Raw genomic sequence first — 21,269 nt, forward strand, 5'->3', positions numbered from 1 at the left:
GCGCTACCAGGTCGGGTGGACGGGCGTGAACACCGGCCTGAACAGGTGCTTCCGCACGATCTCCGCGTAGCCCCGGTAGTAGAAATTGCCGTTCGCTTCCAGCACCGCCGCGCGGTGCCTGCGGAAGTACACCGGGATCTCGTACCAAGGCATGGTCGGCGCGCGGTGGTGCACATGGTGCAGGTTGTTGAAGAGGTACAGCAGCCCGAACACCCAGTTCGATTCGACGATGGCCACGCGCTCGTGCGGCGTGTCGGCCCAGCGGTGTTCGGTGAAGGTGCGCAGCGAGCCCAGCATCATGCCGGGGTACACGAAGTACAAAAGGTACTCGCCCAGGCCCATGCCGCAGACCGAGACCACGTAATACAGCACCGGCGCCACGCTCAGCGCATGCCAACCCCACGTCGGCAGCCTCGAGAAATTGCCCGACAGCACTTGCCCCGTTTCGAAGCGGACCAGCTTCCACAGCCGAAGAAACGGGCCCAGCACCACGCGGAACGCGATCGTCTGGTTCGCGATGTAGATCCATCGCCACACCGGCCCGTAGCCGGCCCATGCGGGCGCCGAGTGGTAGGCGCTCTCGGTGTCGCGCTCCGGGTGCGTGAGGTGGTAGTTGACGTGGTGCGAACTGTGGCCGCGGTTGTAGAACGGGTAGGGCAGCCACAGGTTCAGCGGCGGCCACACCACCGCATGGCGCAGCCACCTGGGCAGGTGGCGCATCGCGTGAATGCTCTCGTGCTGCAGCGAAAAATGCAGCTGCGCGAGAAAGCCGCCGACAACGAACAAGGCCCAGCCCGGCAGCGCCGCATGCCACCACACCAGCGCGGCCCACGCGGCATAGAGCGCGGCGGCCAGCAGCAGCGTGGGCACTTCGTAGTGCCACCACCAGTGGCGGCGCACGGGTGTCGTTCTTGCGGTGTTCGGTGCGGCGGCGGTCGAAGTCATGGTGCGAAGGACTGCGATGCTAGGTAGCAAGCGGCGTCCTGCATGCGCGCTTTTCGCATAAGCATGGTCGCGAAACTTCGTTCCCCGCCGCCGGGGGCGGACCTACGCTCGACCGCTTTTTCCGCGCTCCCGCGTGCCTTCGCGCCTCCTCATGAAACTCTCTTTTCCCCGCTTGGCCTTCGTGCTGTCTTCCGCGCTCTTCGGCCTTGCCCAAGCCCATGCCGCCGCCGTGGACGACTACCCCAGCAAGACCATCCGCGTGGTCGTGCCGTACCCGGCCGGCGGCATCGCCGACAAGATCGCGCGTGAAGTCTCGGAGCAGCTGCAGCAGCGCCTCAAGCAGCCGGTGGTGGTCGAGAACCGCAGCGGCGCGGCGGGCAACATCGGCTTCGACTACGTGGCGCGCCAGCCGGCCGACGGCTACACGCTGCTGCTCGCGCCGGCATCCAACCTCACGGTGCAGCCCGCGCTCTTCAAGCAGCTGACCTATGACCTTGCGCGCGACTTCACGCCCGTGTCGCTGCTGGTGCAGACGCCGCAGGTGCTGCTGGTGAACCCGAAGCTGCCGGTCAGCAGTCCGCGCGAGCTGATCGACTATTCGAAGAAGAACCCCGGCAAGGTCAACTACGGCATCAGCGTGGGCGCGTATTCGCACCTGGCGGGCGAGTTGCTCAAGACCCAGACCGGCGCCGACTTCACGGCCATTCCCTACCAGGGCAGCGCGCCGGCCATCAACGACTTGCTGGGCGGGCAGACGCAGTTCATCTTCAACGAGGTGATCACCGCCATTCCTTTCGTGAAGGCCGGCACGCTCAAGCCGCTGGCCGTGGCCTACAAGACGCGTGCGCCGTGGCTGCCCGATGTGCCGACCACGGCCGAGGCGGGGCTGCCGAACTTCGAGGTCACCTCGTGGTACGGCGTGGTGGTGCGCAGCGGCACGCCCGCACCGCTGGTGCAGCGGCTTTCGCGCGAGCTGCATGACATCGTGCAGACGGCGGATTTCAAGAAGCGCTACGACGACATCGGAGCGTTCACCGTCGGCAATACGCCGGAGGAATTCGGCCGCTTCATCCAGACGGAGACGGTGAAGTGGACTGCCGTCGTGAAACAGGCTGGTATTCAGCCGAACTGAAATCTATTGTTCGGGGCGTGATCATGCCGACGGGGGACATTCGCGGAGGGCAGGACCCGGTGGCCTGTGCACGCGCCCCGAACAAACCAGAGCCCCCAATGGACACCATCACCCCGACAGCACTGCAAGCCCTGCTCCTGGCAGAGCCCGCGACAGAACTCTCGCTGCTCGACGTGCGCGAGACCCGCTATTTCGTGCAGCGCCATCCCAACCTCGCGCGCAACGTGCCCTTCAGCGGACTCGAGCTGCAGATAGAAGCACTGGTGCCGCGCCGCACCACGCCGGTCGTGCTCTACGACGACCACGACGCATCCGATGGCGTGGCCCAGGCCGCCGCAATCGTGCTCAACCGGCTGGGCTACACCGACGTGCGCACCCTCAACGGCGGCCTGCAGCGTTGGCTAGGCGAGGGCCTGCCCGCCATCGACGGCTACGGCACCCTGGTCAAGGCCTTCGGCGACCGCGCCCGGCTGCACTACGGCACACCGGGCCTGCCCATCGAGGCTTTGCGGGAACGCCAGCGCGAAGGCCGGCCGACCACGCTCGTCGACGCGCGGCCGCATGCCGAGTTCAGGTTCCTCTCGCTGCCCGGCGCTCGCAACCATGCCGGCACCGAACTGGCCCTGCGCCGCTTCGAGGCGGACGAGGCCGACCACCTCTGGGCCATCAACTGCTTCAGCCGCACGCGCGGCATCGTCGGCGCGACCACGCTGCGGTTGCTGGGCCGTGCGCCCGACGCGGTGTTCTTGGAAGACGGCGTCATGGCCTGGGGCCTGCAAGGCGCGCCGACCGTGCAGAACGCCGCGCCCGACGATGAACTGCCGCCCGAATCGCCCGAAGTGCTGCGCCGGATTGCCGACGACCTGATCGGGCGCTTCGGGCTGCCCCTGGTGGATGCCGCCCAACTGGCCCGCTGGCGCGACGACGATGCGCGCACCCTCTACGTCTTCGACGTGCGTCCCGCCGCCGATCCGGCCTTGTCGGGCACCGACGTGCGCCAGGTACCCGGCGGCCAGTTGCTGATGCATTTCGAGAACCTCGTCGGCACGCGCGGCGCGCGCATCGTGCTGCTCGACGACCAGGCCCACCGGCTGCGCGCCGCCATCACGAGCTTCTGGCTCACCCAGCTCAACCAGGCCGAGGTCTACATCCTGGACGGCGAACTGGCGCCCGACCAGGCACCGCCCGCGCCCGGCACGACGGTCAGGGACGCCCCGGTTCCGATCGCCGCCGATGCCCTGGCCCGGCTGCGTAGCGACGGCGTCGTCACCGTGATCGACGTCGGCCCCAGCCTCGACTACGAACGCGGCCACCTGCCGGGCGCGCTCTACATGCTGCCGGCCTCGCTCGCGCCACTCGCCGAGCATGCCGCCCCCGGCCGCACGCTGGTCTTCACCTCGCCCGACGGCGTGGCCGCGGCCCGCGTGGCGCGCGACGCGCGCCAGCGCTGGCAGGAGGATTCGGGGGCGGTATTCACCTGGCTCCAGGGCGGAACACAGGGCTGGGGGGCTTCGGGACGGCCGCTTTCGACCGATTACGTGCCGCCCCAGCTCCTTACCCCCTTCGACGACGACTGGGGTTCGGTGATGCGCGTCTTCGGTCCGCGCCGCGATGCGGCCTGGGCCGACTATCTCGCGTGGGAGCGCGCGCTGGCCGAACGGGTCCTGCAGGACCCGTCCGTGCGTTTTCGCTTCTTTGCGCTCAGCGCGCGGGCGCCGGCGTAGGGTCGGGCAGCTCGATCTTGATGTCGAGCACTTCGAGGTTGTCCTGGGTCTCCAGGTGCACCTTGATGTCTTCCGCGTTGATCGACACGTACTTGGAAATCACCGCCACCAGCTCGCGCTGGAGTTCGGGCAGATAGTCGGGCCGCTTCTTGCCGCTGAGGCTGGACCGCTCGTGCGCGAGGATGATCTGCAGCCGCTCCTTCGCGACGCTGGCAGTCTTCTTCTTTTCGCCCAGCAGGAACGAGAGAAAGGACATGGCCTACTTGCCTCCGAAAATCCGCTTGAAGAAGCCCGGCTTCTCGGCGTCGACGAAGCGCATCGGCTTTTCTTCGCCCAAAAAGCGCGCGACCACGTCGCTGTAGGCCTGCGCCACGTCGGTGTCCTTGTCGTGGATCGCCGGCACGCCCTGGTTGGAGGCATGCAGCACGCTTTCCGACTCGGGAATCACGCCGATCAGCTTGATGCGCAGGATGTCCTGGATGTCTTCCAGCGACAGCATCTGCCCGCCCGCCACCCGATTCGGGTTGTAGCGGGTGATCAGCAGGTGCTCCTTGATGGGGTCGCTGCCGTCCTTGGCGCGCTTGGTCTTGCTGCTGAGCATGCCCAGGATGCGGTCCGAGTCGCGCACCGAGGACACCTCGGGGTTGGTGACGATCAGCGCCTCGTCGGCGAAGTGCATCGCCATCATGGCGCCGGTCTCGATGCCGGCGGGCGAGTCGCAGACGATGTATTCGAAGTCCATCGCGGCCAGGTCGGTCAGCACCTTCTCGACGCCTTCCTGGGTGAGCGCTTCCTTGTCGCGCGTCTGCGAAGCGGCCAGCACGAAGAGGTTTTCGCACTGCTTGTCCTTGATGAGAGCCTGGCTCAGGTTGGCTTCGCCCTGGATGACGTTGATCAGGTCGTACACCACGCGGCGTTCGCAGCCCATGATCAGGTCCAGGTTGCGCAGGCCCACGTCGAAGTCGATCACGGCCGTCTTCTTGCCCGCGAGCGCGAGCCCGGATGCGAAGCTGGCGCTCGTGGTCGTCTTGCCGACGCCGCCCTTGCCCGAAGTCACCACCACAATTTTGGCCATGGCCATTCCTTCTTGTTTCGATTCAGTTGTTGGTTGTCAGGGTCGCCGCTTTCCGTGAGCCTTCAGGGGCTCAGGGAATGGGATCGATCGCTATTTTTTTGCCGTCCAGGCGAACCTGGGCCGATTTTCCCAGCACCGAGTCGGGCAGCGCCACTTCGTTGGTCCGGTAGATGCCGGCGATGGCCACCAGCTGGGCTTCCATGCAGGTCGAGAAGATCCGGGCCTCGGTGTTGCCGCGCGCGCCGGCAATGGCCTTGCCGCGCAGCGGCGCGTACACATGCACATTGCCGTCGGCGATGACTTCGGCGCCGAAGCTGACCACGGCGGTCACCACCACGTCGCCGCCGCGGGCGTAGACCTGCTGGCCCGAACGCAGCGGCTTGTCGATCAGCAGCGTGCCGTTGGCCGGCACCGGCACCTCGCGCACGATCTGCGGGGCTTCGGACGGGGCGGGTTCCGCCGGCGGGACAGGGGGGCGCGGCGCCGGAGCCGACGGCATGGCCGCCACCGACAGGCCGGCCGCGCGCGCCGCCGCATGCTGGGCCGCATTGCCGCCGCGCACCGCGATGGGCTGCGTCTGGTGGCGCGCCAGCAGGCTGCGCAGGGCGGCGAAGTCGATGTCGCCGGCGGCCTCGCCACCCTCGCCCTGCGCTTCCTGCAGCAGCGAGAGGTCGATCACCACCGGCTCCTGCTCGAAGAAATCGGGCGAATCCGCCAGCTGGGCGTCGAGCGCCTCGGCCAGCACGTCCAGGTCGGACGTCTTGAGGATCACTGCGATCAGCGGCAGCGTGGCGCTCTTGAATTCGAAAACCGCCTTGGTGCGCGCGGCGGAGACATCGGCCATTGGAAAACGTCGGTGCGAAAAGCGTTGGAGTCTAACGGGCGCCGGCCAAACCCCGGTGAAGGGCCCCCGTCCGAAGCGCCCCGGGGAACACTTCTTTCATGAGGTTGCACTTTTCCGGGGTGGGGAGGCGCGCCGGTCGTCAGTTCTTCGAGCGGCCCAGCAGGGCGTACAGGATGATCGCGCCGAAGGTGGCGGTCCCGATGCCGCCCAGGGCGAAGTCGCCGAATTTCAGCGTGAAGTCGCCGGTGCCGATGATCAGCGTGATGGCCGCCACGATCAGGTTCTTGTTCTGCGAGAAGTCGACCTTGTTGTCGACCCAGATCTTGGCGCCGGCAATCGCGATCAGGCCGAACACCACGATGCTCACGCCGCCCATCACCGGCAGCGGAATGGCCTGGATCAGCGCGCCGAACTTGGGGCTGAAGCCCAGCACCAGCGCAATGAGCGCCGCCACCACGAACACCGCGGTGGAGTAGATGCGCGTGGCCGCCATCACGCCGATGTTCTCGGCATAGGTGGTCACGCCCGTGCCGCCGGCGCTGCCGCTCACCACCGTGGCGATGCCGTCGCCGATGAAGGCGCGGCCCATGTAGGCGTCCAGGTTGCGGCCGGTCATGGCGGTCACCGCCTTCAGGTGGCCGAGGTTCTCTGCCACCAGGATGATCGCCACCGGGGCGATCAGCAGCATCGCGTTGGCCGTGAACACCGGCGCGGTGAAGGTCGGCAGGCCGACCCAGGCCGCGTTGGCGATGCCGCTCAGGTCCACCGGCTTGCCCAGCCCCATGCCGTTGGTCAGCACTGCGTAGACCACGGTGGCCAGGATCAGCCCGACCAGGATCAGCAGGCGCTGCAGCATGCCGCGCGTGAACACCGCAACCAGACCGACGCACAGGAAGGTCACGGCCTGCATCCACGACTCGAAGTTGCTGGCCGCCATGTTCTTGATCGGCACGCTCGCCAGGTTGAGCCCGATCACCGCCACCACCGCGCCAGTGACCACCGGCGGCATGAAGCGCTCGATCCAGCCCGTGCCGATGGCCTGCACCAGCGCCCCGATCAGGATATACACCACCCCGCAGGCCACGATGCCCCCCAGCGCCACCGCGATGTTGGCGTTGGGCCCCTTGCCCGCGTAGCCGCTGGCCGCGATCACCACGCCGATGAAGGCGAAGCTCGAACCCAGGTAGCTGGGCACCTTGCCGCCGGTCACGAAGTAGAAGATGAGCGTGCCGATGCCGCTCATCAGAATGGCGATGTTGGGGCTGAAGCCCATCAGGATCGGTGCCAGCACCGTGGCGCCGAACATGGCAATGACGTGCTGCACGCCCATCGCGCCGGTCTGCAGCCAGGGCAGCCGCTCGTCGGGCGCGATGACCGCGCCGTTGGCCAGCGCGGACGCGGGCCGTTCAGTCCAGTTGAACATTCTTCTTTCTCCTCTTGTTGGGGGTGGTGGTGCGCGGTGGCCAGGACTGTCCCGGCTTTCCCGGGGCGTGATTGTGGGCGATGAACCCCACCCTGAACACCGGCACGCACCCTGCGCCGGAGAAAGAAAATCGCCGCCCTCAGCGCGGCTGCAGCACCGCCATCGTGATGCGCGAGACGCAGGTCAGCTCGCCCGCCTCGTTGGTCAGGTCGATCTGCCAGACCTGCGTGGTGCGGCCCCGGTGCACCGGCCGCGCCGTGCCGATCACCCAGCCGCTGGTGACCGAGCGGATGTGGTTCGCGTTGATGTCCAGCCCCACCGCGCGGTCGCCCTCCGGCGCGGAGTAGTGGGCGCCGCAGGAGCCCAGCGTCTCGGCCAGCACCACCGACACGCCGCCGTGCAGGATGCCGTAGGGCTGGCGGGTGCGCTCGTCGACCGGGCAGCGGGCACGGATGAAGTCGTCGCCCACCTCGAGGAACTCCATGCCCAGCGTGGAGACGGCGGTGCCGACATGGTTGCGGGTCAGCTCCTCGACGGAGATTTCTTTCTTCCAGATACGCATTCGGTTCTTCTTTCCTGTAAGAGGTAGCTAAAACTATAGCGACGGCGGCTGACATCGGCAGTCGCCTTTGCGTGTTAACTTGGGTCGATGAAGCACCCCGTCCGCCGCTGGCTCATCGGCATCGCCGCCGCCTTGGTGCTCGGCGCGGGCGTCCTGGTACTGGTGGTGCGCTCGAAGCTGCCGACCGACGAAGAGGTGGCCGCGAAGATTGCCGGGGGCTTCGAGCAGCGCTTCGGCGTGCCGCTGAAGGTGGGCGGCGCGCACTGGTCGCTGCTGCCGATGCCCATGCTGGTGCTGTCCGACGTCGCCACCGAGCAGCCCCGTCCCATCACCCTGCAACGCGTCACGCTGCGGCTCAAGCTGGCGCCGCTGCTGCACCGCGTCATTGCGCTGGACGACGTCGAGATCGAAAGCCTGGTGCTGCCGAGCGCTTCGGTGCGGGCCTTTCGCGGCAAGGGCCCCAAGCCCGCCGAGGGCGCAGCCCCCGTGGCGCTGCCGGCGCCGTGGACGCTGGCGCCGGTGCCCGTGGAACGGGTGCGCTGGCGCGACCTGAGCTGGATCGACCGGCGCGACATTGCGCTGGCCTACGACGGCGACATCTTCTTCGACCCGCAGTGGCGCCCGCGCCAGGCCCGCGTCGAGCGCGCGGGCATTACGCCGCCCGCCCGCCTGCGGCTGGACCGCGAAGCCGGGCAGGACCGCTGGCGCACCCGAATCGACGTGGGCGGCGGCACGTGGAACGGTGTCGCGCGTTTCGAGACGCTGGCCAGCGGCAAGCTGCGCGTGTCGGCCGAACTCGACCCGCGCCAGGTCGACATCGAAAGCCTGGTGCAGGCCTTCGACCGCCGCACCTCGGTGGCCGGCAAGGTCTCCGGCCACTCCACGCTGGTGGCCGAGGCCGACAGCGCCGAGGAACTGGGCGCGCTGGTCCGCAACCTGCACACCCGCACCACCTTTTCGGTGCAGCCCGCCACGCTCACCAAGCTGGACGTGGCCAAGGCCGTGACCACCGCCGGCATCAGCCGGGGCGGGCGCACGCCGCTGGACGAACTCTCGGGCACGCTCGACACCCAGGGCACCGAAAACGGGGTGGTGCTGCAGTATTCCAACCTCAAGGCCCGCTCCGGCGTGCTTACCGCCACCGGCAAGCTGAAGCTGTTCAACCGCAAGCTCGACGGCGAGATCGCGGTGGACCTGGTCGACGGCGTGGTCGGCGTGCCGCTCAAGATAGGCGGCACCGTGAGCGATCCCGAGCTGTCGCTGACCGGCGCGGCGCTCACGGGGGCGGCCATCGGCAGCGCGGTGCTGCCGGGCGTGGGCACGGCCATCGGGGCGCGCGTGGGGCAGCAGGTCGAGAAGCTGTTCGGCGGCGGCAAACCCGCGCCCGCCCAACCCGCGCCGAAACCTCCTAGCCGAAAGCCTTGATCACCGCGGGCACCGTCAGCACCGCCGTGTAGTAGCCCATGAACTGCACGCCGGTGTTGAAGCCGATGGCACGCGACAGCAGGCCGCCGAGCAGGCCCATCGTCAGGATCACCAGCAGCCCGAGCAACTGGCCTTCCCACACGCTGATCACCACGATCAGGCCGACGAAGGTCGCGATGATCGCCTCGTGGCTCACCTTGCGCGACACGAACAGCGCCGCGCGGCGCGCGAAGTTCATCGTGAACGGATAGGCCACCAGCGCCGCGAGCACCACCGCCAGCATGCCGTAGCCCAGGAACTCCCAGTGGCTCAGCAGGTTGTGCAGGTTGTGGGTCTGCCCCGTGGCCGAGTCGATGGTGAACACCGGCGGCGCGTTGAACAGCGGCGCGGCCGGCCCAGCCGCCACCGGGCTCAGCGGCAGGCCGATGGCGATCAGCGGGATCAGCGCCTCGGCGATGTAGGTGGCCTCGGTCACGCCGTTGCGCGCGGCCAGCGTGGTGGTGAGCCGGTGGTACGCATGCCGGATGCGCGAACCGACCAGCTCGCCCAGCACCACCGTCATCGCGACCGGGCTGAACACGAAGGTGGCGCTGGAGATCGTGGCCGTGGCGAGGGTCCACTTCACCTGGCCGCGGTCGAGCACCCTGAACGGATTGGGAAAGTAGCCCGACCAGCCCTTCACGTCCGGCGCGAGCGAGAAGGTGCGCACCTTCTCGCGCTTCATGCGCGCACGCGCCGCGGGCGAGATCACCGAGAACAGGTCGGCCACCAGCGGCCCGATGGCAATGCCCAGAAAGTAGCTGATGCTGAGCTTCACGCCGTACTTGCCGGTGAGCGCCTGCAGCGCCACGATCACCATCACGAAGGGCACCAGCGTCGCCACCGAGGCCCAGCGCCCGCTCGAGAAATACGCGATGGCCACGGCCGCCACCACGAAGATCCACGGCGCCGCCTTGGTGATGGCCGCGCCGTAGGGCGCCAGCAGCACCGCGAACAGCACGGCCAGCGGCACCGCGATGAAGGCCGCGATGATGGCGCCCGACACCATCTTGCGCAGCGCGATGTGCGGCACGCCCAGGTTGCGCAGCACGTTCGCGTCCTGCAGCAGCGGCGTGGCCATGGTGTCGCCCGGAATGCCCAGCAGCGCGGTGGGCACCGCGTGCGTCATGTGCTTGGCCACGGCGGCCGCCAGGAAGAAGGTGAACACGCCTTCGGGCGGCACGCCCAGCAGCACCACCAGCAGGGTGAGCGGCGCGAGCGTGGTGGTTTCGTCCGTGCCCGAGACGAGGCCGATGGCCGCGAACACGACGGCGCCGACCAGGCCCATGCCCGTGGCGACGAGGATCTGGTTCAGGAGTGCGGCATCGATCACGGCGCGGCCCCTTCGGTGCGTTGGGCGCGGGGCTCGTACGACGCGAACAGGTCGTAGATCTCGAGCTCCTTCATCTCGCGCACCACGGACGGCGGAAGGTCTTCCACCGAACCCAGGTCGCCGTGCTCGCCGGCCAGTTCGGCCAGCACCTCTTCGCGCCAGCGCGGATCGGCGGCCGCACCCTCGACGACCTCGCGCTTCGGCGTGAAGAGCTTCGCGCAGATCAGGCCCGACAGCACGCAGCCGCCCAGTCCGGCCAGCATGGCGTAGGCGCGTGCCAGCTCGGGCGTGCCGACCGCGCTCATGAGCACGCGGCTGGCCGCCAGGTAGCCCGTGAGGCTCACCGCGACGCCGATGACGATCGACCAGGCGAGATGGCCCAGGTCGGCCGTGTCGCCCCATATCTCCACCAGCCGCCAGCGGGCGGGCGTTGCACTGTCTGTGTTCATTTGTCGTTGTCTCCGTCTGTGGTTGTGTGACGGCCACCCCGGGTGGCCGCCGTGTCGTGCGCCTGCCTATTTCTTCTTGCGCAGCGCTTCGAGCAGCGCCACGGCGCGGTCGGTGCGCACGTCGTGCTCGGCCGCCATCTGCTTGGCGATGCTGTCGATCTCGTCGCCTGTGGCGCCCGCGACCAGCGCGATGTTGCGGGCATGCAGCGCCATGTGGCCGCGCTGGATGCCTTCGGTGGCGAGCGCGCGCAAGGCGCCGAGGTTCTGCGCGAGGCCCACGGCCACCGCGACTTCGCCGAGCTCCTGTGCCGACTTCACGCCGAGGATCTTCAGCGCGAGCCGCGCGAGCGGATGCGTCTTGGTCGCGCCGCCGACCAGGCCCACCGGCATCGGCATCTCGATGGTGCCGACCAGCGCGCCCGTGGTGTCCTTCTCCCAGGTGGTCAGCGAGGTGTAGCGCCCGCCGCGGCAGGCGTACGCATGCGCGCCGGCCTCGACCGCGCGCCAGTCGTTGCCGGTCGCGACGATCACCGGGTCGACGCCGTTCATGATGCCCTTGTTGTGCGTTGCGGCGCGGTAGGGGTCGATGGCCGCGAAGGTGTACGCGTCGATCACGCCCTCGACCACTTCTTCGCCGCTGCGCTCGCGCGTGGCCAGCACCTGGGGAGCCAGGCGCACGCGGGCACGCGCGAGCCGCAGGTCCGCCAGGTTCGAGAGGATGCGCAGGCGCACCGTGCCGCCCGTCAACTTCTCGACCAGCGGCGACACCGCCTCGGCCATGGTGTTGACCGTGTTCGCGCCCATCGCGTCGCGCACGTCGACGATCAGGTGCATCACCACCATCGCGCCGCGCGGCGTGTCGCCGAACACATGCACCTCGATGTCGCGGCAGCCGCCGCCCAGGCCGATCAGCACCTTGTCGCGGCTGTTCGCCACGGCCAGGATCTCGTCGCGCGCCCGCAGCAGAGCGAGCCGCGCGCCGTACGGGTCGGTGATGCCGATCAGCTGCACCTGCGCGCGCATCAGCGGTCCGGTGCTCGAAGCCTCGAAGCCGCCGCCCTCGCGCGCCAGCTTGGCCATGAAGGAAGCGGCGGCCACCACCGAGGGCTCTTCCACCGCCATCGGCACGAGATAGTCGCGCCCGTTCACGGTGAAGTTGCCGGCCACGCCCAGCGGCAGCTCGAAGGTGCCGATCACGTTCTCGACCATGCCGTTGGCGCGGTCCACGCTCAATGCGCCGGGGCCGGCAAGCAGCGCCACTTCGTCCTCGGTGAGCGACGCGGCCTGCGCGATGTGGGCGAAGCGCTGCGCGGGCGCGAGTGCGCGGAAGTTGGGAATGCGGGAATCGACGGCCATCGTTGCTTGTCTCTCGGGAAGATGAATTCGGGAGCAGGCAATTTAGGTCGGCTGTACCGCCGGCGGAAGGCACAGTTTGGCGGGACAGTGCGGACAGTGGTGCGCGAAGGCGGGGCGCTGTGTCACAGTCGGCGCCCATGACCACCATTGCCGATTCGCTCGCCGATGCCATCGCGCGCCAGATCGCCAGCGGCGCCTACAAGGCCGGCGACAAGCTGCCTTCCTTGCGCGAGCTCGCGCAGCTGCACCGCTATGCCAAGAACACCGTTGTCGCCGCCTTCGAGCTGCTGGTGTCGCGCGGGCTGGTCGAGCCGCGCCGCGGCTCGGGCTACTTCGTGCTGCCGCAGCAGCAGGCGGCCAGGCCGGTGGAAGAAGACGCCGGCAGCCTCGGCCGCGCCATGGACATCGTGTGGCTCATGCGCGAGCAGCTCAAGACGCAGCCCGACGCCATCGCCGTGGGCGACGGCTTTCCGCCGGTCGAATGGCTGGCCGACGTGCGGCTGGACAAATACCACCCGAAGGTCGTGCGCACCGGGCTCGGCGCGCTGTTCCGCTACGGCAGCCGCTTCGGCTATGCGCCGCTGCGCGACCACCTCGTGCGCAAGCTCGCCGACTTCGGCATCGGCGCCGAGCCCAGGCAGATCGTGCTGACGCATGGCGCCAACGAGGCGATGGACATCGTGATTCGCTACTTCGTGCCGCCCGGCGGAAAGGTGCTGGTGGACGACCCCGGCTACTACCCGCTGTTCGGCAAGCTCAAGCTCGCGGGCGCCCAGATGCTGGCCGTGCCGCGCCTGGCCGACGGCCCCGACCTCGACGTGCTGGAGCAGCTGCTCATTGCCGAGCGGCCGCGCCTGTTCTTCACGCAGTCGCTGGCGCACAACCCCACGGGCTCCGACATCTCGCCGGCCAAGGCGTTTCGCGTGCTGCAGCTGGCGCAGAAGTACGACCTGCTGATCGTCGAGAACGACCCGCTGGCCGACTTCAAGCCCACGGCCCTGCCGAGGCTCTCGGCGCTGGACCAGCTGGAACGCACCATCTACATCGGCAGCTTCTCGAAGTCGTTCTCGGCGGCGCTGCGCGTGGGCTTCATCGCCTGCGGGCCGGACCTTGCCAGCGACCTCGCGGACCTGAAGGCGCTGATCCACGTGAGCAGCTCGGAGTACAGCGAGCGCACGGTCGACGTGATCCTCAGCGAGGGCCACTACCAGCGGCACCTGAACCGCCTGCAGAACCGGCTGGGCGAAGCCACGCGCAACGCACTCAAGCTGTTCGACGCGGTGGACGCCGAGGTTTTCGCGCGCAGCCCGCAGTCGCTCTACATCTGGGCCGCGCTGCCCGGCGTCGACGATTCGCTGGCCTTTGCCCGCGAGTTGCTGCCGCGCAAGATCGTGATGGCGCCGGGGCGCATCTTCAGCGTCGATTCGACCCGGGTGTCGCGCTGGTCGCGCTTCAACGTGGGGGCCATGGCCGACCCGCGCTTCGCGAAGGCGCTGCGCACCGCGCTGCGGCGGCGCGGTGCGTGATCAGCCTCGGTCCATCGCGGTCAGTCGCAGTCAATCGCGATGGCGTTCGCGCAGCTGCTTGCGGTTGAGCTTGCCCACGGCGGTCTTCGGAATCTCGTCCGCGAAGATCACGCGCTGCGGCTTCTTGTACGAGGCCAGTTGCCCTGCCACGTGCGCAACCAGCTCGGCTTCGTTCGCCTGCTGGCCGGCGCGCAGCACCACCACCGCGGTGACGATCTCCACCCACTTCTCGTGCGGCAGCCCGATCACCGCGCACTCGCGCACCGCCGGGTGCGAGCTCAGCGCGTTCTCCACCTCGCGCGGGTACACGTTGTAGCCGCCGCTGATGATCATGTCGGAGGTGCGGTCCTTCAGGTGCAGGAAGCCGCGCTCGTCGAACACGCCCACGTCGCGGGTGCGCACCCAGCCGTCGGCGGTGAAGGTCTCGGCGTTCAGGCCGGCGGCGTTGTAGTAGCCCGTCACCGCCGAGGGCGCGCGCACGGCGATCTCGCCAGGCGTGCCGTGCGGCGCCTCGTTGCCGGCCTCGTCGAGCAGCCGCATCTCGATGTCGATCGCGGGCTGGCCGCAGGCGTCGAGCAGGTCGTCGGTGTGATCCTCGGGCCGCAGCACGGCCAGGCACAGCGGCACTTCGGTCTGGCCGTAGTACTGCCAGAAGCGATGCCGGCCCCAGGCCGCCATCGCGCGCTGGATCACGGGGCGCGGCATCGGCGACGCGCCGTAGATCACGTAGCGCAGCGCGGCCACGTCGGTGGTGGCGATGCCGGGATGCTCGAACAGCATCTGCAGCATCGTGGGCACCAGGTTGATGGCGGTGATGCGCTCGGCCTGCAGCGTGCGCAGGAACAGGCCCGGCTCGAAGCCCGGCAATATCACCGTGCGCGCGCCGCGCAGCCAGAAGGGCAGTACGAACACGCCGCTCGCGTGAATCAGCGAGGCCGCGTGCAGCATCGCGTCGTCGGGCGCGGCGGGCAGCAGGTTGAGCAGCACGTTGCGGCAGATGGCCGCATACGAGGCCTGCGTGTGCTGCGCCGCCTTCAGCGTGCCGGTGGTGCCCGAGGTGAAGAGCGTGAGCACCACGTCGTCGTGCGAAGGCGTGAAGGCGGGCGCCTGCGCCGGGTGCGCGCCGGCTTGCGCCAGCAGGTCGGCCGCGCCTTCGAGCGCCGCGCCCATGCCCATGCAGACCAGCGCCGGCACCGCTTCGCGCAGCGCGGCCGCGCGCTCGGCCAGGTCGGGGCCGAACACCAGGTGCGTGCTGCCTGTTTCCGCCACCATGCGCGCATGCTCGGCCAGCGACAGCCGCGAGTTCAGCGGCACGCGGTTGATGCCGGCCTTCACGCAGGCGAAGTCCAGCGGAACGCTGTGCAGGCCGTTGTTCAGCAGCAGCGCCACGCGCGTGTGCGGCGTTGCGCCGGCGGCGTGCAGCGCGTGCGCGATCCTGCTGCTCAGCTGGTCGACCTCGGTGAACGTGAGGCTGCTGTCGCCGAAGACGATGGCGGTGCGCTGGCCGTGCTGCAGCGCGCCGCGGCGGATCAGTTCGAGGTAGGTCGGGCCACGGGCCGGCGAGGCGGTCGCTGGTGGGGAATGCAAGGCTTGTCTCCTGTCGGGTTCTGTGGAATCGGAAAAACGTCGGATCGAAGGCGCCGCTTCAGCGCTTGAACTCGCCGTGGCGGCCGGCGCCGCCGGCAAAGCGCGCGGCCCCGGCCTCGCCCTCGGCGAAGACCATCGGCACGCCTTGCGCGCCTTCGCGGCGCAGGGCCTCGGCCAGCGGCATGTCCCACTGCTCGTAGGCGGACCGGCGGTCGGCCAGCATGCATTGCTGCGGGAACGCGGCGAGCTGGCGGGCCAGTTCCTGCGCGGCGGCCAGTGCGCCGCCGGGCGGCGTGACGCGGTTGGCCAGGCCCATCGCCAGCGCCTCGGCCGCGCCCACCGGGCGGCCGGAAAGAATCATGTCGAGCGCCCGGCCCATGCCCACGATGCGCGGCAGGCGCACCGTGCCGCCGTCGATCAGCGGCACGCCCCAGCGGCGGCAGAACACGCCGAACACCGCGTCTTCGTCGGCCACGCGCAGGTCGGCCAGCAGCGCGAGTTCGAGCCCGCCGGCCACCGCGTAGCCGTTCACCGCCGCGATCAGCGGCTTCGACAGCGCCATGCGCGTCGGGCCCATCGGGCCGCTGCCGCCACCTTCCAGGTCGAGTTCGTTGCGCCGGTCCGGGTCGCCCACGGCGGTGAGGTCGGCGCCCGCGCAGAAGTTGCCGCCCGCGCCGGTCAGCACCGCCACGCGCAGCGAATCGTCGGCCTCGAAGCGCTCGAAGGCCGCGCGCAGCTCGGCGGCCACGGCGCCGTCGACGGCATTGCGCTTGTCGGGACGGTTCAGCGTGATGGTGAAGACCGAGCGGTCTGCCTCGCAGTTCACGTATTGCATGGCCATGCGCGGCGTCCTTTCAGGGCAAAATTGCGGGAATGATCGTTCATGGTCATCGTAAGAAACATTTCATCATTACGCAAACATGGACAAGGTATGTAATGTTCAGGTCGCCATTCCCAGCGCGCCCGACCTGATCCTCGATCTGCTCGTGGCCGATGGCGGCCTGCTGAGTTCGCAGGCGCTGTGCCGCGCGGGCGCGCTCATGGGCATCGGCGAATCGACCCTGCGCGTGGGCCTGACGCGGCTGGCGGCCGACGGCAAGATCGCACGCGGCGAGCGCGGCAGCTACATGCTCAACCGCGACGGGCCGGCGCTGTCGCGCGCGGTCGACGACTGGCGCCACAAGCGGGCGCAGGCCATCGCATGGCGCGGCCACTGGCTGGCGGTGCACGACTCGGGCGTGGCGCGGGCAGACAAGACGGCATGGCGCCATCACAAGCTGGCGCTGTCGCTGCGCGGCTTCGCGGCGCTGCGCCCGGGGCTGCACATCCGGCCCGACAACCTCGCGGGTGGGCTGGAGGCCGAGCGCGCGCAGCTCGATGCGCTGGGCCTGTCGCCCGATGCGCTGGTGTTTCGCCTGGCCGACCTGGACGAGGCGGCGCAGGTCGCGGCGCGCAAGCTCTGGAACGTGCGCGCGCTGGAGGCCGACAGCCGGCGCCTGCAGGCCGGCCTGGAGCGCAGCGAGAAGCGGTTGCGCACCCAGCCGCTGGAGGCGGCGGTGCGCGAGTCGCTGCTGCTGGGCCGCGCCGTCATCGGGCACCTGATCCGCGACCCGCTGCTGCCGGCCGAACTCATGTCGCCGGCCCCGCGCACCGCGCTGCTGTCCGCCACCCGCCGCTACCAGGACAAGGCGCGGCAGCTGTGGCGCAAGTGGCTGGCGCTGCCCGCCGCTTGAGCCGCTTCAGTCCAGCCGTACCACCTGCGCGTCGCCGCCGGGCGTGCGCGCATGCAGGCGGTCCACCTCGGCGGCGCGGCGCGCCAGCACGGCGCGCTGGTTGATGTAGCCCTTGTCGGTGATCTCGCCCGCGTCCAGGCTCGGCGGCTCGGCCAGCACCAGCGCGCAGGCCGGGCATTGCGACGAGCCCGCGCCTTCGTCGCGCAGCGCGCGCAGCATGCCCGCGATGCGCTCGTGCAGGGCTTCGGCCGGCAACGCTGCCGCCTGGGGGCTCGGAAACACCAGCATGCCGATCTCGTCGCGGTCGTGCCCGGTGAGCACCACGTCCTGCGCGTGCGGCGCGAGCATCGACACCAGCTTCACGCGCAGCGTGCCCACCGACACCCAGGTGCCGCTGGAAAGCTTGAAGTCTTCCGCCACCCGGCCGTTGAAGATCACGCCCTGCGCGGGCTGGGCCGAGTCGGCGAGGAAGCCCGCGTCGCCGATGCGGTAGTAACCCTCTTCGTCGAAGGCCTGCGCCGTCTCGCGCGGTGCATCGCGATAGCCGGGGAACACCGAGACGCCCTTGACGCGCATCTCCAGCTTCTCGCCGTTGGGCACGAATTTCAGCTCCAGCCCCGGCAGCGGCGCGCCGATGCAGCCGGCGCCGTCGAGCTTCCAGTGCGCGGAGGTGATGGCGGGCGAGGTCTCCGTCGCGCCCCACGAGGTGGTGAGCCACAGCGGCCGGCTCGGGCGCACGCGCTTCGCCACCGCCTCGAGCCGCTGCCAGGTGGAGGGCGCGAGCGCCGCCGCCGCGTAGAACGCGAGCCGCAGGCGCGACAGCACCTCGGCGGCCAGCGCGTCGTCGGCTTCCAGGTACGGCAGCAGCATGTCGAAGCCGCGCGGCACGTTGAACAGCAGCGTCGGCTTCACCTCGCGCAGGTTGCGCACCGTCTTCTCGATCAGCCCCGGCGCGGGCCGGCCTTCGTCGATGTAGAGCGCGCCGCCGTGGCACAGCACCATGTGCAGGTTGTGGTTGCCGCCGAAGGTGTGGCTCCAGGGCAGCCAGTCGACCAGCACCGGGGCCTCCCGCGCGAGGAAGCGCCAGGTCTGCGCCATCATCTGCTGGTTGGCGCAGAGCATGCGGTGCGTGTTGACCACCACCTTGGGCTTGCCGGTGGAGCCGGAGGTCAGCAGGTACTTGGCGTGCGTGTCGGGCAGCACGGCGGCGAAGGCCTGCATGACGGCGGGTGTTTCCTTCACCGCGAGCAAGCGTTCGAATGGCACCGCACCGGGATGCGCATCGGCATTGCGGCTGAACACCGTGGCGGCCTCCACGCCGCAGCCCGCGAGCGAGCCGCCGTAGACCTTGGCGTCCGATGCATAGATGAGCGCGGGTTTCAGCGCCTGCAGCATGCCGTGCAGCCGCGACGTGTCTTTCGCCATGCGCGAGTAGGCGCTGGAGAGCGAACAGGCCGTGCGCCCGATGTGCATGGCCGCGAGCATCAGCACCGCGTGGTCGATGGCGTTGTCCGAGAGGATCACGACGGGCTGGCCCGCCGGCAGGTTCATGTCGAGCAGCGCCTGCGCGACGGCGCCGACGGCCTGGCGCAAGGCGCGGTAGTCGAGCTTGCGCCAGCCTTCGCCGGTCTCATCGCGCTCGGCGAGGGCCAGCGCGTCGGGTGTCTCGCGCGCCCAGCGTTCGATCCATTCGCCGATGCAGCGCGCATACGGCTTCAGCGCCACCGGCGAGCGCAGCGCGAACGAACCGTCGTCGAAGTCGATGCGTACCGTGCGGGGTGGGGCGATCAGGGTTTCGTCGTGGAGGAAATCGGTCATTTGTGTTTTCCGGCGGTTGTTCGGGGTGCGTGCACAGGCCACCGGGTACTCCCCTGCGCGAATGTCCCCCGGCGGCGAGAGCGCGCCCTGAACTCACAGCGCAACGCTTCCAAAGGCAAGGTCCAACTACTCGAGCTTGCCGCTATCAGCCTTCGCGCGAATCAGGTTTAACAGCAGGGTGTCGCGCGCCGCTTCGAGATCCGCCGTGCGGCGTTGACCCAGTTCCTCGTCGACGCCTTGCTTCACCTTCTGCTTGAGCTCCGCAGTCATCGACGGCGCGCCCAGGTCCTTCCACCAGTCCTCGATCGGCCCACCCAGGTGCGCCAGCACATGCTCGATGCCGCCCGCGCCGCCCGACAGGTGCAGGTTCATGAACGGCCCCATCACCGCCCAGCGCAGGCCGGGGCCGTGCGCGATGGCCGTGTCGATGTCGGCCACGCTCGCCACGCCTTCATCGACCAGGTGAAAAGCCTCGCGCCACAGCGCGGCCTGCAGCCGGTTCGCGATGTGGCCCTTGACCTCGCGCTTCACGTGGATCGGCCGCTTGCCGATGGCGGCGTAGAACGCCATCGTGCGTTCGATGGCCTCGGCCGAAGTCTGCTCGCCGCCGATCACCTCCACCAGCGGAATCAGGTGCGGCGGGTTGAACGGATGCCCCAGCACCACGCGCTGCGGATGCGCGCAGCCCGACTGCACGCCGCTGATCGCCAGGCCCGACGAACTCGAGGCGAGGATGGCCTCCGGCGGTGCCGCCGCGTCCATGCGCCGGAACAGGTCGATCTTGAAATCCATACGCTCGGGGCCGTTCTCCTGCACGAAGTCGGCCACCGACACCGCGTCTTCCAGGCTGTCGTGAAAGCGCAGCCGGTCGACCGACGCGCCCGGCGACAGGCCGAAGCGCTCCAGCGTGGGCCAGTGCTGCGCCACCGCCGCGCGCAGCCGCTCCTCGGCGCCGGGCGAAGGATCGGCCGCGTTCACGTCCAGCCCGTGCGCAAGAAAGTACGCGACCCAGCTCGCACCGATCACGCCGGTGCCCACCACCGCCACGCGCTTCACGTCCAGGGATGTGCTCATGTCGATTTCCACCGCGTGCAGCGGCTCTCCGCCTTGGTCGTCCATGCGGCCTCGCCGCGGATCGGCTCGACCACCTTGTAGTAGTCCCACGGCTCCTTCGACTCGGCCGGGGTCTTCACCTGCATCAGGTGCATGTCGTGCACCATCAGCCCGTCGTCGCGCAGCCAGCCGCCCTTGACGAACATGTCGTTGAATTTGGTCTTGCGCAGCTGCGCCATCACCTTGTCGGCATCGTCGCTGCCGGCGGCCTTCACCGCCTGCAGGTATTGCAGCGCGGCCGAGTAGTCGCCGGCATGGAACGAGGAGGGCATGCGTTTGTGCTTGTCGAAGAAGCGGCGCGACCACTCGCGCGACTCGGGGCTCTGGTTCCAGTACCAGCTGTCGGTGAGGTACATGCCCTGCGAGGTCTTCAGTCCCAGCGCGTGCACGTCGTTGATGGTGATGATCATGCCCGCCAGCTTCATGTTCTTGCCCAGGCCGAACTCCGCCGCCGACTTGATGGCGTTCACCGTGTCGCCGCCCGCGTTGGCCAGCGCCAGCACCTGGGCCTTCGAGTTCTGCGCCTGCAGCATGAACGACGAGAAATCGCTCGCGCCCAGCGGATGCTTGACCGAGCCGGCCACCGTGCCGCCGCTGGCCAGCACGGTCTTGGTCGCGTCGTTCTGCAAGGCCGCGCCGAAGGCGTAGTCGGCCGCCACGAAGTACCAGCTCTTGCCGCCGGCCTTGACCACCGCGCTCGCGGTGCCCCGCGCCATGGCCACCGTGTCGTAGGCGTAGTGCACCGTGTAGGGCGAGCAGTACTCGTTGGTGAGGCTCGATGCGCCCGAGCCCACCACGAAGTACGGCTTCTTCTTGTCCGCCGCCACGCCGGCCATGGCGATCGCCGCGCCCGAGTTGACGCCGCCGATCAGCATGTCGACCTTCTGCACGTCGAACCATTCGCGCGCCTTGGCGGCGGCGATGTCGGGCTTGTTCTGGTGGTCGGCCGTGACCAGTTCTATCTTCTTGCCGTCGATGGCGCCGCCCATGTCGGCGATGGCCATGCGGATGGCCTCGGCGCCGGCCGGGCCGTCGTAGTCGCGGTACAGGCCCGACATGTCGCTGATGAAGCCGATGCGGATCACGTCGTCGGACACCTGGGCCGAGGCGCCCGCCGAGAAGGCGGCGCCCAGCGCCAGGGCCAGAGCAGTGCGGGAAGCGTTCATGTGTTTGTCTCTGATCGTT

At 69.2% G+C, this 21,269-nt stretch carries 19 protein-coding genes; 5 read left to right on the plus strand and 14 right to left on the minus strand.

Annotation, left to right across the window (positions count from 1 at the left end; genetic code table 11):
* Window positions 1–3: 3 nt before the first annotated feature.
* Complete coding sequence (locus L3V85_RS01015) at window positions 4–945, minus strand: fatty acid desaturase (RefSeq protein ID WP_237677583.1); 942 nt, start codon at window positions 943–945, stop codon at window positions 4–6.
* 151 nt (window positions 946–1,096) lie between these two features.
* Here L3V85_RS01015 and L3V85_RS01020 point away from each other — a divergent pair, with 151 nt between their 5' ends.
* Both L3V85_RS01020 and L3V85_RS01025 read left to right on the plus strand, forming a co-directional pair.
* Window positions 1,097–2,077 (plus strand): Bug family tripartite tricarboxylate transporter substrate binding protein, encoded by a 981-nt coding sequence (locus tag L3V85_RS01020; RefSeq protein ID WP_237677584.1) that lies wholly within the window; start codon window positions 1,097–1,099, stop codon window positions 2,075–2,077.
* Between the two features lie 98 nt (window positions 2,078–2,175).
* Window positions 2,176–3,801, plus strand: coding sequence for a rhodanese-like domain-containing protein (locus L3V85_RS01025; protein WP_237677585.1), 1,626 nt, complete (start codon window positions 2,176–2,178; stop codon window positions 3,799–3,801).
* On the opposite strand, the gene minE is transcribed toward L3V85_RS01025, so the two are convergent.
* The 5 genes from minE to L3V85_RS01050 form a co-directional block, all read right to left on the minus strand.
* Window positions 3,779–4,057 carry a cell division topological specificity factor MinE gene (minE, locus tag L3V85_RS01030; protein ID WP_093057088.1) on the minus strand — a complete coding sequence of 93 codons (279 nt, stop codon included), beginning with the start codon at window positions 4,055–4,057 and terminating at the stop codon, window positions 3,779–3,781. The genes L3V85_RS01025 and minE overlap by 23 nt on opposite strands.
* Window positions 4,058–4,060: 3 nt before the next feature.
* Window positions 4,061–4,876: a septum site-determining protein MinD gene (gene minD, locus L3V85_RS01035; protein ID WP_237677586.1), complete on the minus strand. Its 816-nt coding sequence runs from the start codon at window positions 4,874–4,876 to the stop codon at window positions 4,061–4,063.
* 70 nt (window positions 4,877–4,946) lie between these two features.
* Window positions 4,947–5,720, minus strand: a complete 774-nt coding sequence (gene minC / locus L3V85_RS01040) for a septum site-determining protein MinC (protein ID WP_237677587.1) — start codon at window positions 5,718–5,720, stop codon at window positions 4,947–4,949.
* A gap of 139 nt (window positions 5,721–5,859) precedes the next feature.
* Entirely contained in the window at window positions 5,860–7,143 is a 1,284-nt protein-coding gene (locus L3V85_RS01045) for a solute carrier family 23 protein (protein ID WP_237677588.1), read from the minus strand.
* Between the two features lie 139 nt (window positions 7,144–7,282).
* A complete protein-coding gene (locus tag L3V85_RS01050) occupies window positions 7,283–7,705 on the minus strand; it encodes a hotdog fold thioesterase (protein WP_081267295.1) in 423 nt (140 codons plus the stop codon).
* A gap of 87 nt (window positions 7,706–7,792) precedes the next feature.
* Between L3V85_RS01050 and L3V85_RS01055 the strand changes: the two genes are divergently transcribed.
* Window positions 7,793–9,130, plus strand: a complete 1,338-nt coding sequence (locus L3V85_RS01055; RefSeq protein WP_237677589.1) for a hypothetical protein — start codon at window positions 7,793–7,795, stop codon at window positions 9,128–9,130.
* On the opposite strand, the gene L3V85_RS01060 is transcribed toward L3V85_RS01055, so the two are convergent.
* From L3V85_RS01060 to L3V85_RS01070, 3 genes are all read right to left on the minus strand, one after another.
* Window positions 9,114–10,502 carry a tripartite tricarboxylate transporter permease gene (locus tag L3V85_RS01060; RefSeq protein ID WP_237677590.1) on the minus strand — a complete coding sequence of 463 codons (1,389 nt, stop codon included), beginning with the start codon at window positions 10,500–10,502 and terminating at the stop codon, window positions 9,114–9,116. The genes L3V85_RS01055 and L3V85_RS01060 overlap by 17 nt on opposite strands.
* Window positions 10,499–10,951 carry a hypothetical protein gene (locus L3V85_RS01065; protein ID WP_237677591.1) on the minus strand — a complete coding sequence of 151 codons (453 nt, stop codon included), beginning with the start codon at window positions 10,949–10,951 and terminating at the stop codon, window positions 10,499–10,501. Before L3V85_RS01065 ends, L3V85_RS01060 begins: the two co-directional genes overlap by 4 nt.
* Before the next feature lie 66 nt (window positions 10,952–11,017).
* A complete protein-coding gene (locus L3V85_RS01070) occupies window positions 11,018–12,334 on the minus strand; it encodes a hydroxymethylglutaryl-CoA reductase, degradative (RefSeq protein WP_272934804.1) in 1,317 nt (438 codons plus the stop codon).
* A 110-nt stretch (window positions 12,335–12,444) separates the two neighbouring features.
* On the opposite strand from L3V85_RS01070, the gene L3V85_RS01075 reads away from it, so the two are divergent.
* Complete coding sequence (locus L3V85_RS01075; RefSeq protein WP_237677593.1) at window positions 12,445–13,833, plus strand: PLP-dependent aminotransferase family protein; 1,389 nt, start codon at window positions 12,445–12,447, stop codon at window positions 13,831–13,833.
* Window positions 13,834–13,863: 30 nt separating this feature from the next.
* On the opposite strand, the gene L3V85_RS01080 is transcribed toward L3V85_RS01075, so the two are convergent.
* Together L3V85_RS01080 and L3V85_RS01085 are read right to left on the minus strand one after the other, a co-directional pair.
* Window positions 13,864–15,420, minus strand: a complete 1,557-nt coding sequence (locus tag L3V85_RS01080; protein WP_237677594.1) for a class I adenylate-forming enzyme family protein — start codon at window positions 15,418–15,420, stop codon at window positions 13,864–13,866.
* Between the two features lie 58 nt (window positions 15,421–15,478).
* The gene (locus L3V85_RS01085) at window positions 15,479–16,261 is read right to left on the minus strand and encodes a crotonase/enoyl-CoA hydratase family protein (RefSeq protein WP_237677595.1); all 783 of its coding nucleotides are present in this window, start codon (window positions 16,259–16,261) and stop codon (window positions 15,479–15,481) included.
* A gap of 79 nt (window positions 16,262–16,340) precedes the next feature.
* On the opposite strand from L3V85_RS01085, the gene L3V85_RS01090 reads away from it, so the two are divergent.
* Window positions 16,341–17,153, plus strand: coding sequence for a PaaX family transcriptional regulator (locus tag L3V85_RS01090; RefSeq protein WP_237677596.1), 813 nt, complete (start codon window positions 16,341–16,343; stop codon window positions 17,151–17,153).
* A 6-nt stretch (window positions 17,154–17,159) separates the two neighbouring features.
* Here the strand turns inward: L3V85_RS01090 and L3V85_RS01095 are convergent, their stop codons facing one another.
* The 3 genes from L3V85_RS01095 to L3V85_RS01105 all read right to left on the minus strand — a co-directional run bounded on the left by L3V85_RS01095 (window position 17,160) and on the right by L3V85_RS01105 (window position 21,250).
* A complete protein-coding gene (locus tag L3V85_RS01095; protein WP_237677597.1) occupies window positions 17,160–18,971 on the minus strand; it encodes a feruloyl-CoA synthase in 1,812 nt (603 codons plus the stop codon).
* A gap of 126 nt (window positions 18,972–19,097) precedes the next feature.
* Window positions 19,098–20,045 carry a 3-hydroxyacyl-CoA dehydrogenase NAD-binding domain-containing protein gene (locus L3V85_RS01100; protein WP_237677598.1) on the minus strand — a complete coding sequence of 316 codons (948 nt, stop codon included), beginning with the start codon at window positions 20,043–20,045 and terminating at the stop codon, window positions 19,098–19,100.
* Entirely contained in the window at window positions 20,042–21,250 is a 1,209-nt protein-coding gene (locus L3V85_RS01105) for an ABC transporter substrate-binding protein (protein ID WP_237677599.1), read from the minus strand. Before L3V85_RS01105 ends, L3V85_RS01100 begins: the two co-directional genes overlap by 4 nt.
* Between the last annotated feature and the right edge of the window lie 19 nt (window positions 21,251–21,269).

It is taken from the genome of Variovorax paradoxus, assembly GCF_022009635.1.
Lineage (GTDB): Bacteria > Pseudomonadota > Gammaproteobacteria > Burkholderiales > Burkholderiaceae_C > Variovorax.

What these genes read in the sequence shown, in the direction of transcription:
- minE (WP_093057088.1), bottom strand. Translation starts at nt 4,057, where the DNA reads ATGTCCTTTCTCTCGTTCCTGCTGGGCGAAAAGAAGAAGACTGCCAGC.
- L3V85_RS01050 (WP_081267295.1), bottom strand. Translation starts at nt 7,705, where the DNA reads ATGCGTATCTGGAAGAAAGAAATCTCCGTCGAGGAGCTGACCCGCAAC.
- L3V85_RS01090 (WP_237677596.1), top strand. Translation starts at nt 16,341, where the DNA reads ATGGACAAGGTATGTAATGTTCAGGTCGCCATTCCCAGCGCGCCCGAC.
- L3V85_RS01085 (WP_237677595.1), bottom strand. Translation starts at nt 16,261, where the DNA reads ATGGCCATGCAATACGTGAACTGCGAGGCAGACCGCTCGGTCTTCACC.
- L3V85_RS01065 (WP_237677591.1), bottom strand. Translation starts at nt 10,951, where the DNA reads ATGAACACAGACAGTGCAACGCCCGCCCGCTGGCGGCTGGTGGAGATA.
- L3V85_RS01095 (WP_237677597.1), bottom strand. Translation starts at nt 18,971, where the DNA reads ATGACCGATTTCCTCCACGACGAAACCCTGATCGCCCCACCCCGCACG.
- L3V85_RS01105 (WP_237677599.1), bottom strand. Translation starts at nt 21,250, where the DNA reads ATGAACGCTTCCCGCACTGCTCTGGCCCTGGCGCTGGGCGCCGCCTTC.
- L3V85_RS01025 (WP_237677585.1), top strand. Translation starts at nt 2,176, where the DNA reads ATGGACACCATCACCCCGACAGCACTGCAAGCCCTGCTCCTGGCAGAG.
- minD (WP_237677586.1), bottom strand. Translation starts at nt 4,876, where the DNA reads ATGGCCAAAATTGTGGTGGTGACTTCGGGCAAGGGCGGCGTCGGCAAG.
- L3V85_RS01055 (WP_237677589.1), top strand. Translation starts at nt 7,793, where the DNA reads ATGAAGCACCCCGTCCGCCGCTGGCTCATCGGCATCGCCGCCGCCTTG.
- L3V85_RS01075 (WP_237677593.1), top strand. Translation starts at nt 12,445, where the DNA reads ATGACCACCATTGCCGATTCGCTCGCCGATGCCATCGCGCGCCAGATC.
- L3V85_RS01045 (WP_237677588.1), bottom strand. Translation starts at nt 7,143, where the DNA reads ATGTTCAACTGGACTGAACGGCCCGCGTCCGCGCTGGCCAACGGCGCG.
- minC (WP_237677587.1), bottom strand. Translation starts at nt 5,720, where the DNA reads ATGGCCGATGTCTCCGCCGCGCGCACCAAGGCGGTTTTCGAATTCAAG.
- L3V85_RS01100 (WP_237677598.1), bottom strand. Translation starts at nt 20,045, where the DNA reads ATGAGCACATCCCTGGACGTGAAGCGCGTGGCGGTGGTGGGCACCGGC.
- L3V85_RS01020 (WP_237677584.1), top strand. Translation starts at nt 1,097, where the DNA reads ATGAAACTCTCTTTTCCCCGCTTGGCCTTCGTGCTGTCTTCCGCGCTC.
- L3V85_RS01015 (WP_237677583.1), bottom strand. Translation starts at nt 945, where the DNA reads ATGACTTCGACCGCCGCCGCACCGAACACCGCAAGAACGACACCCGTG.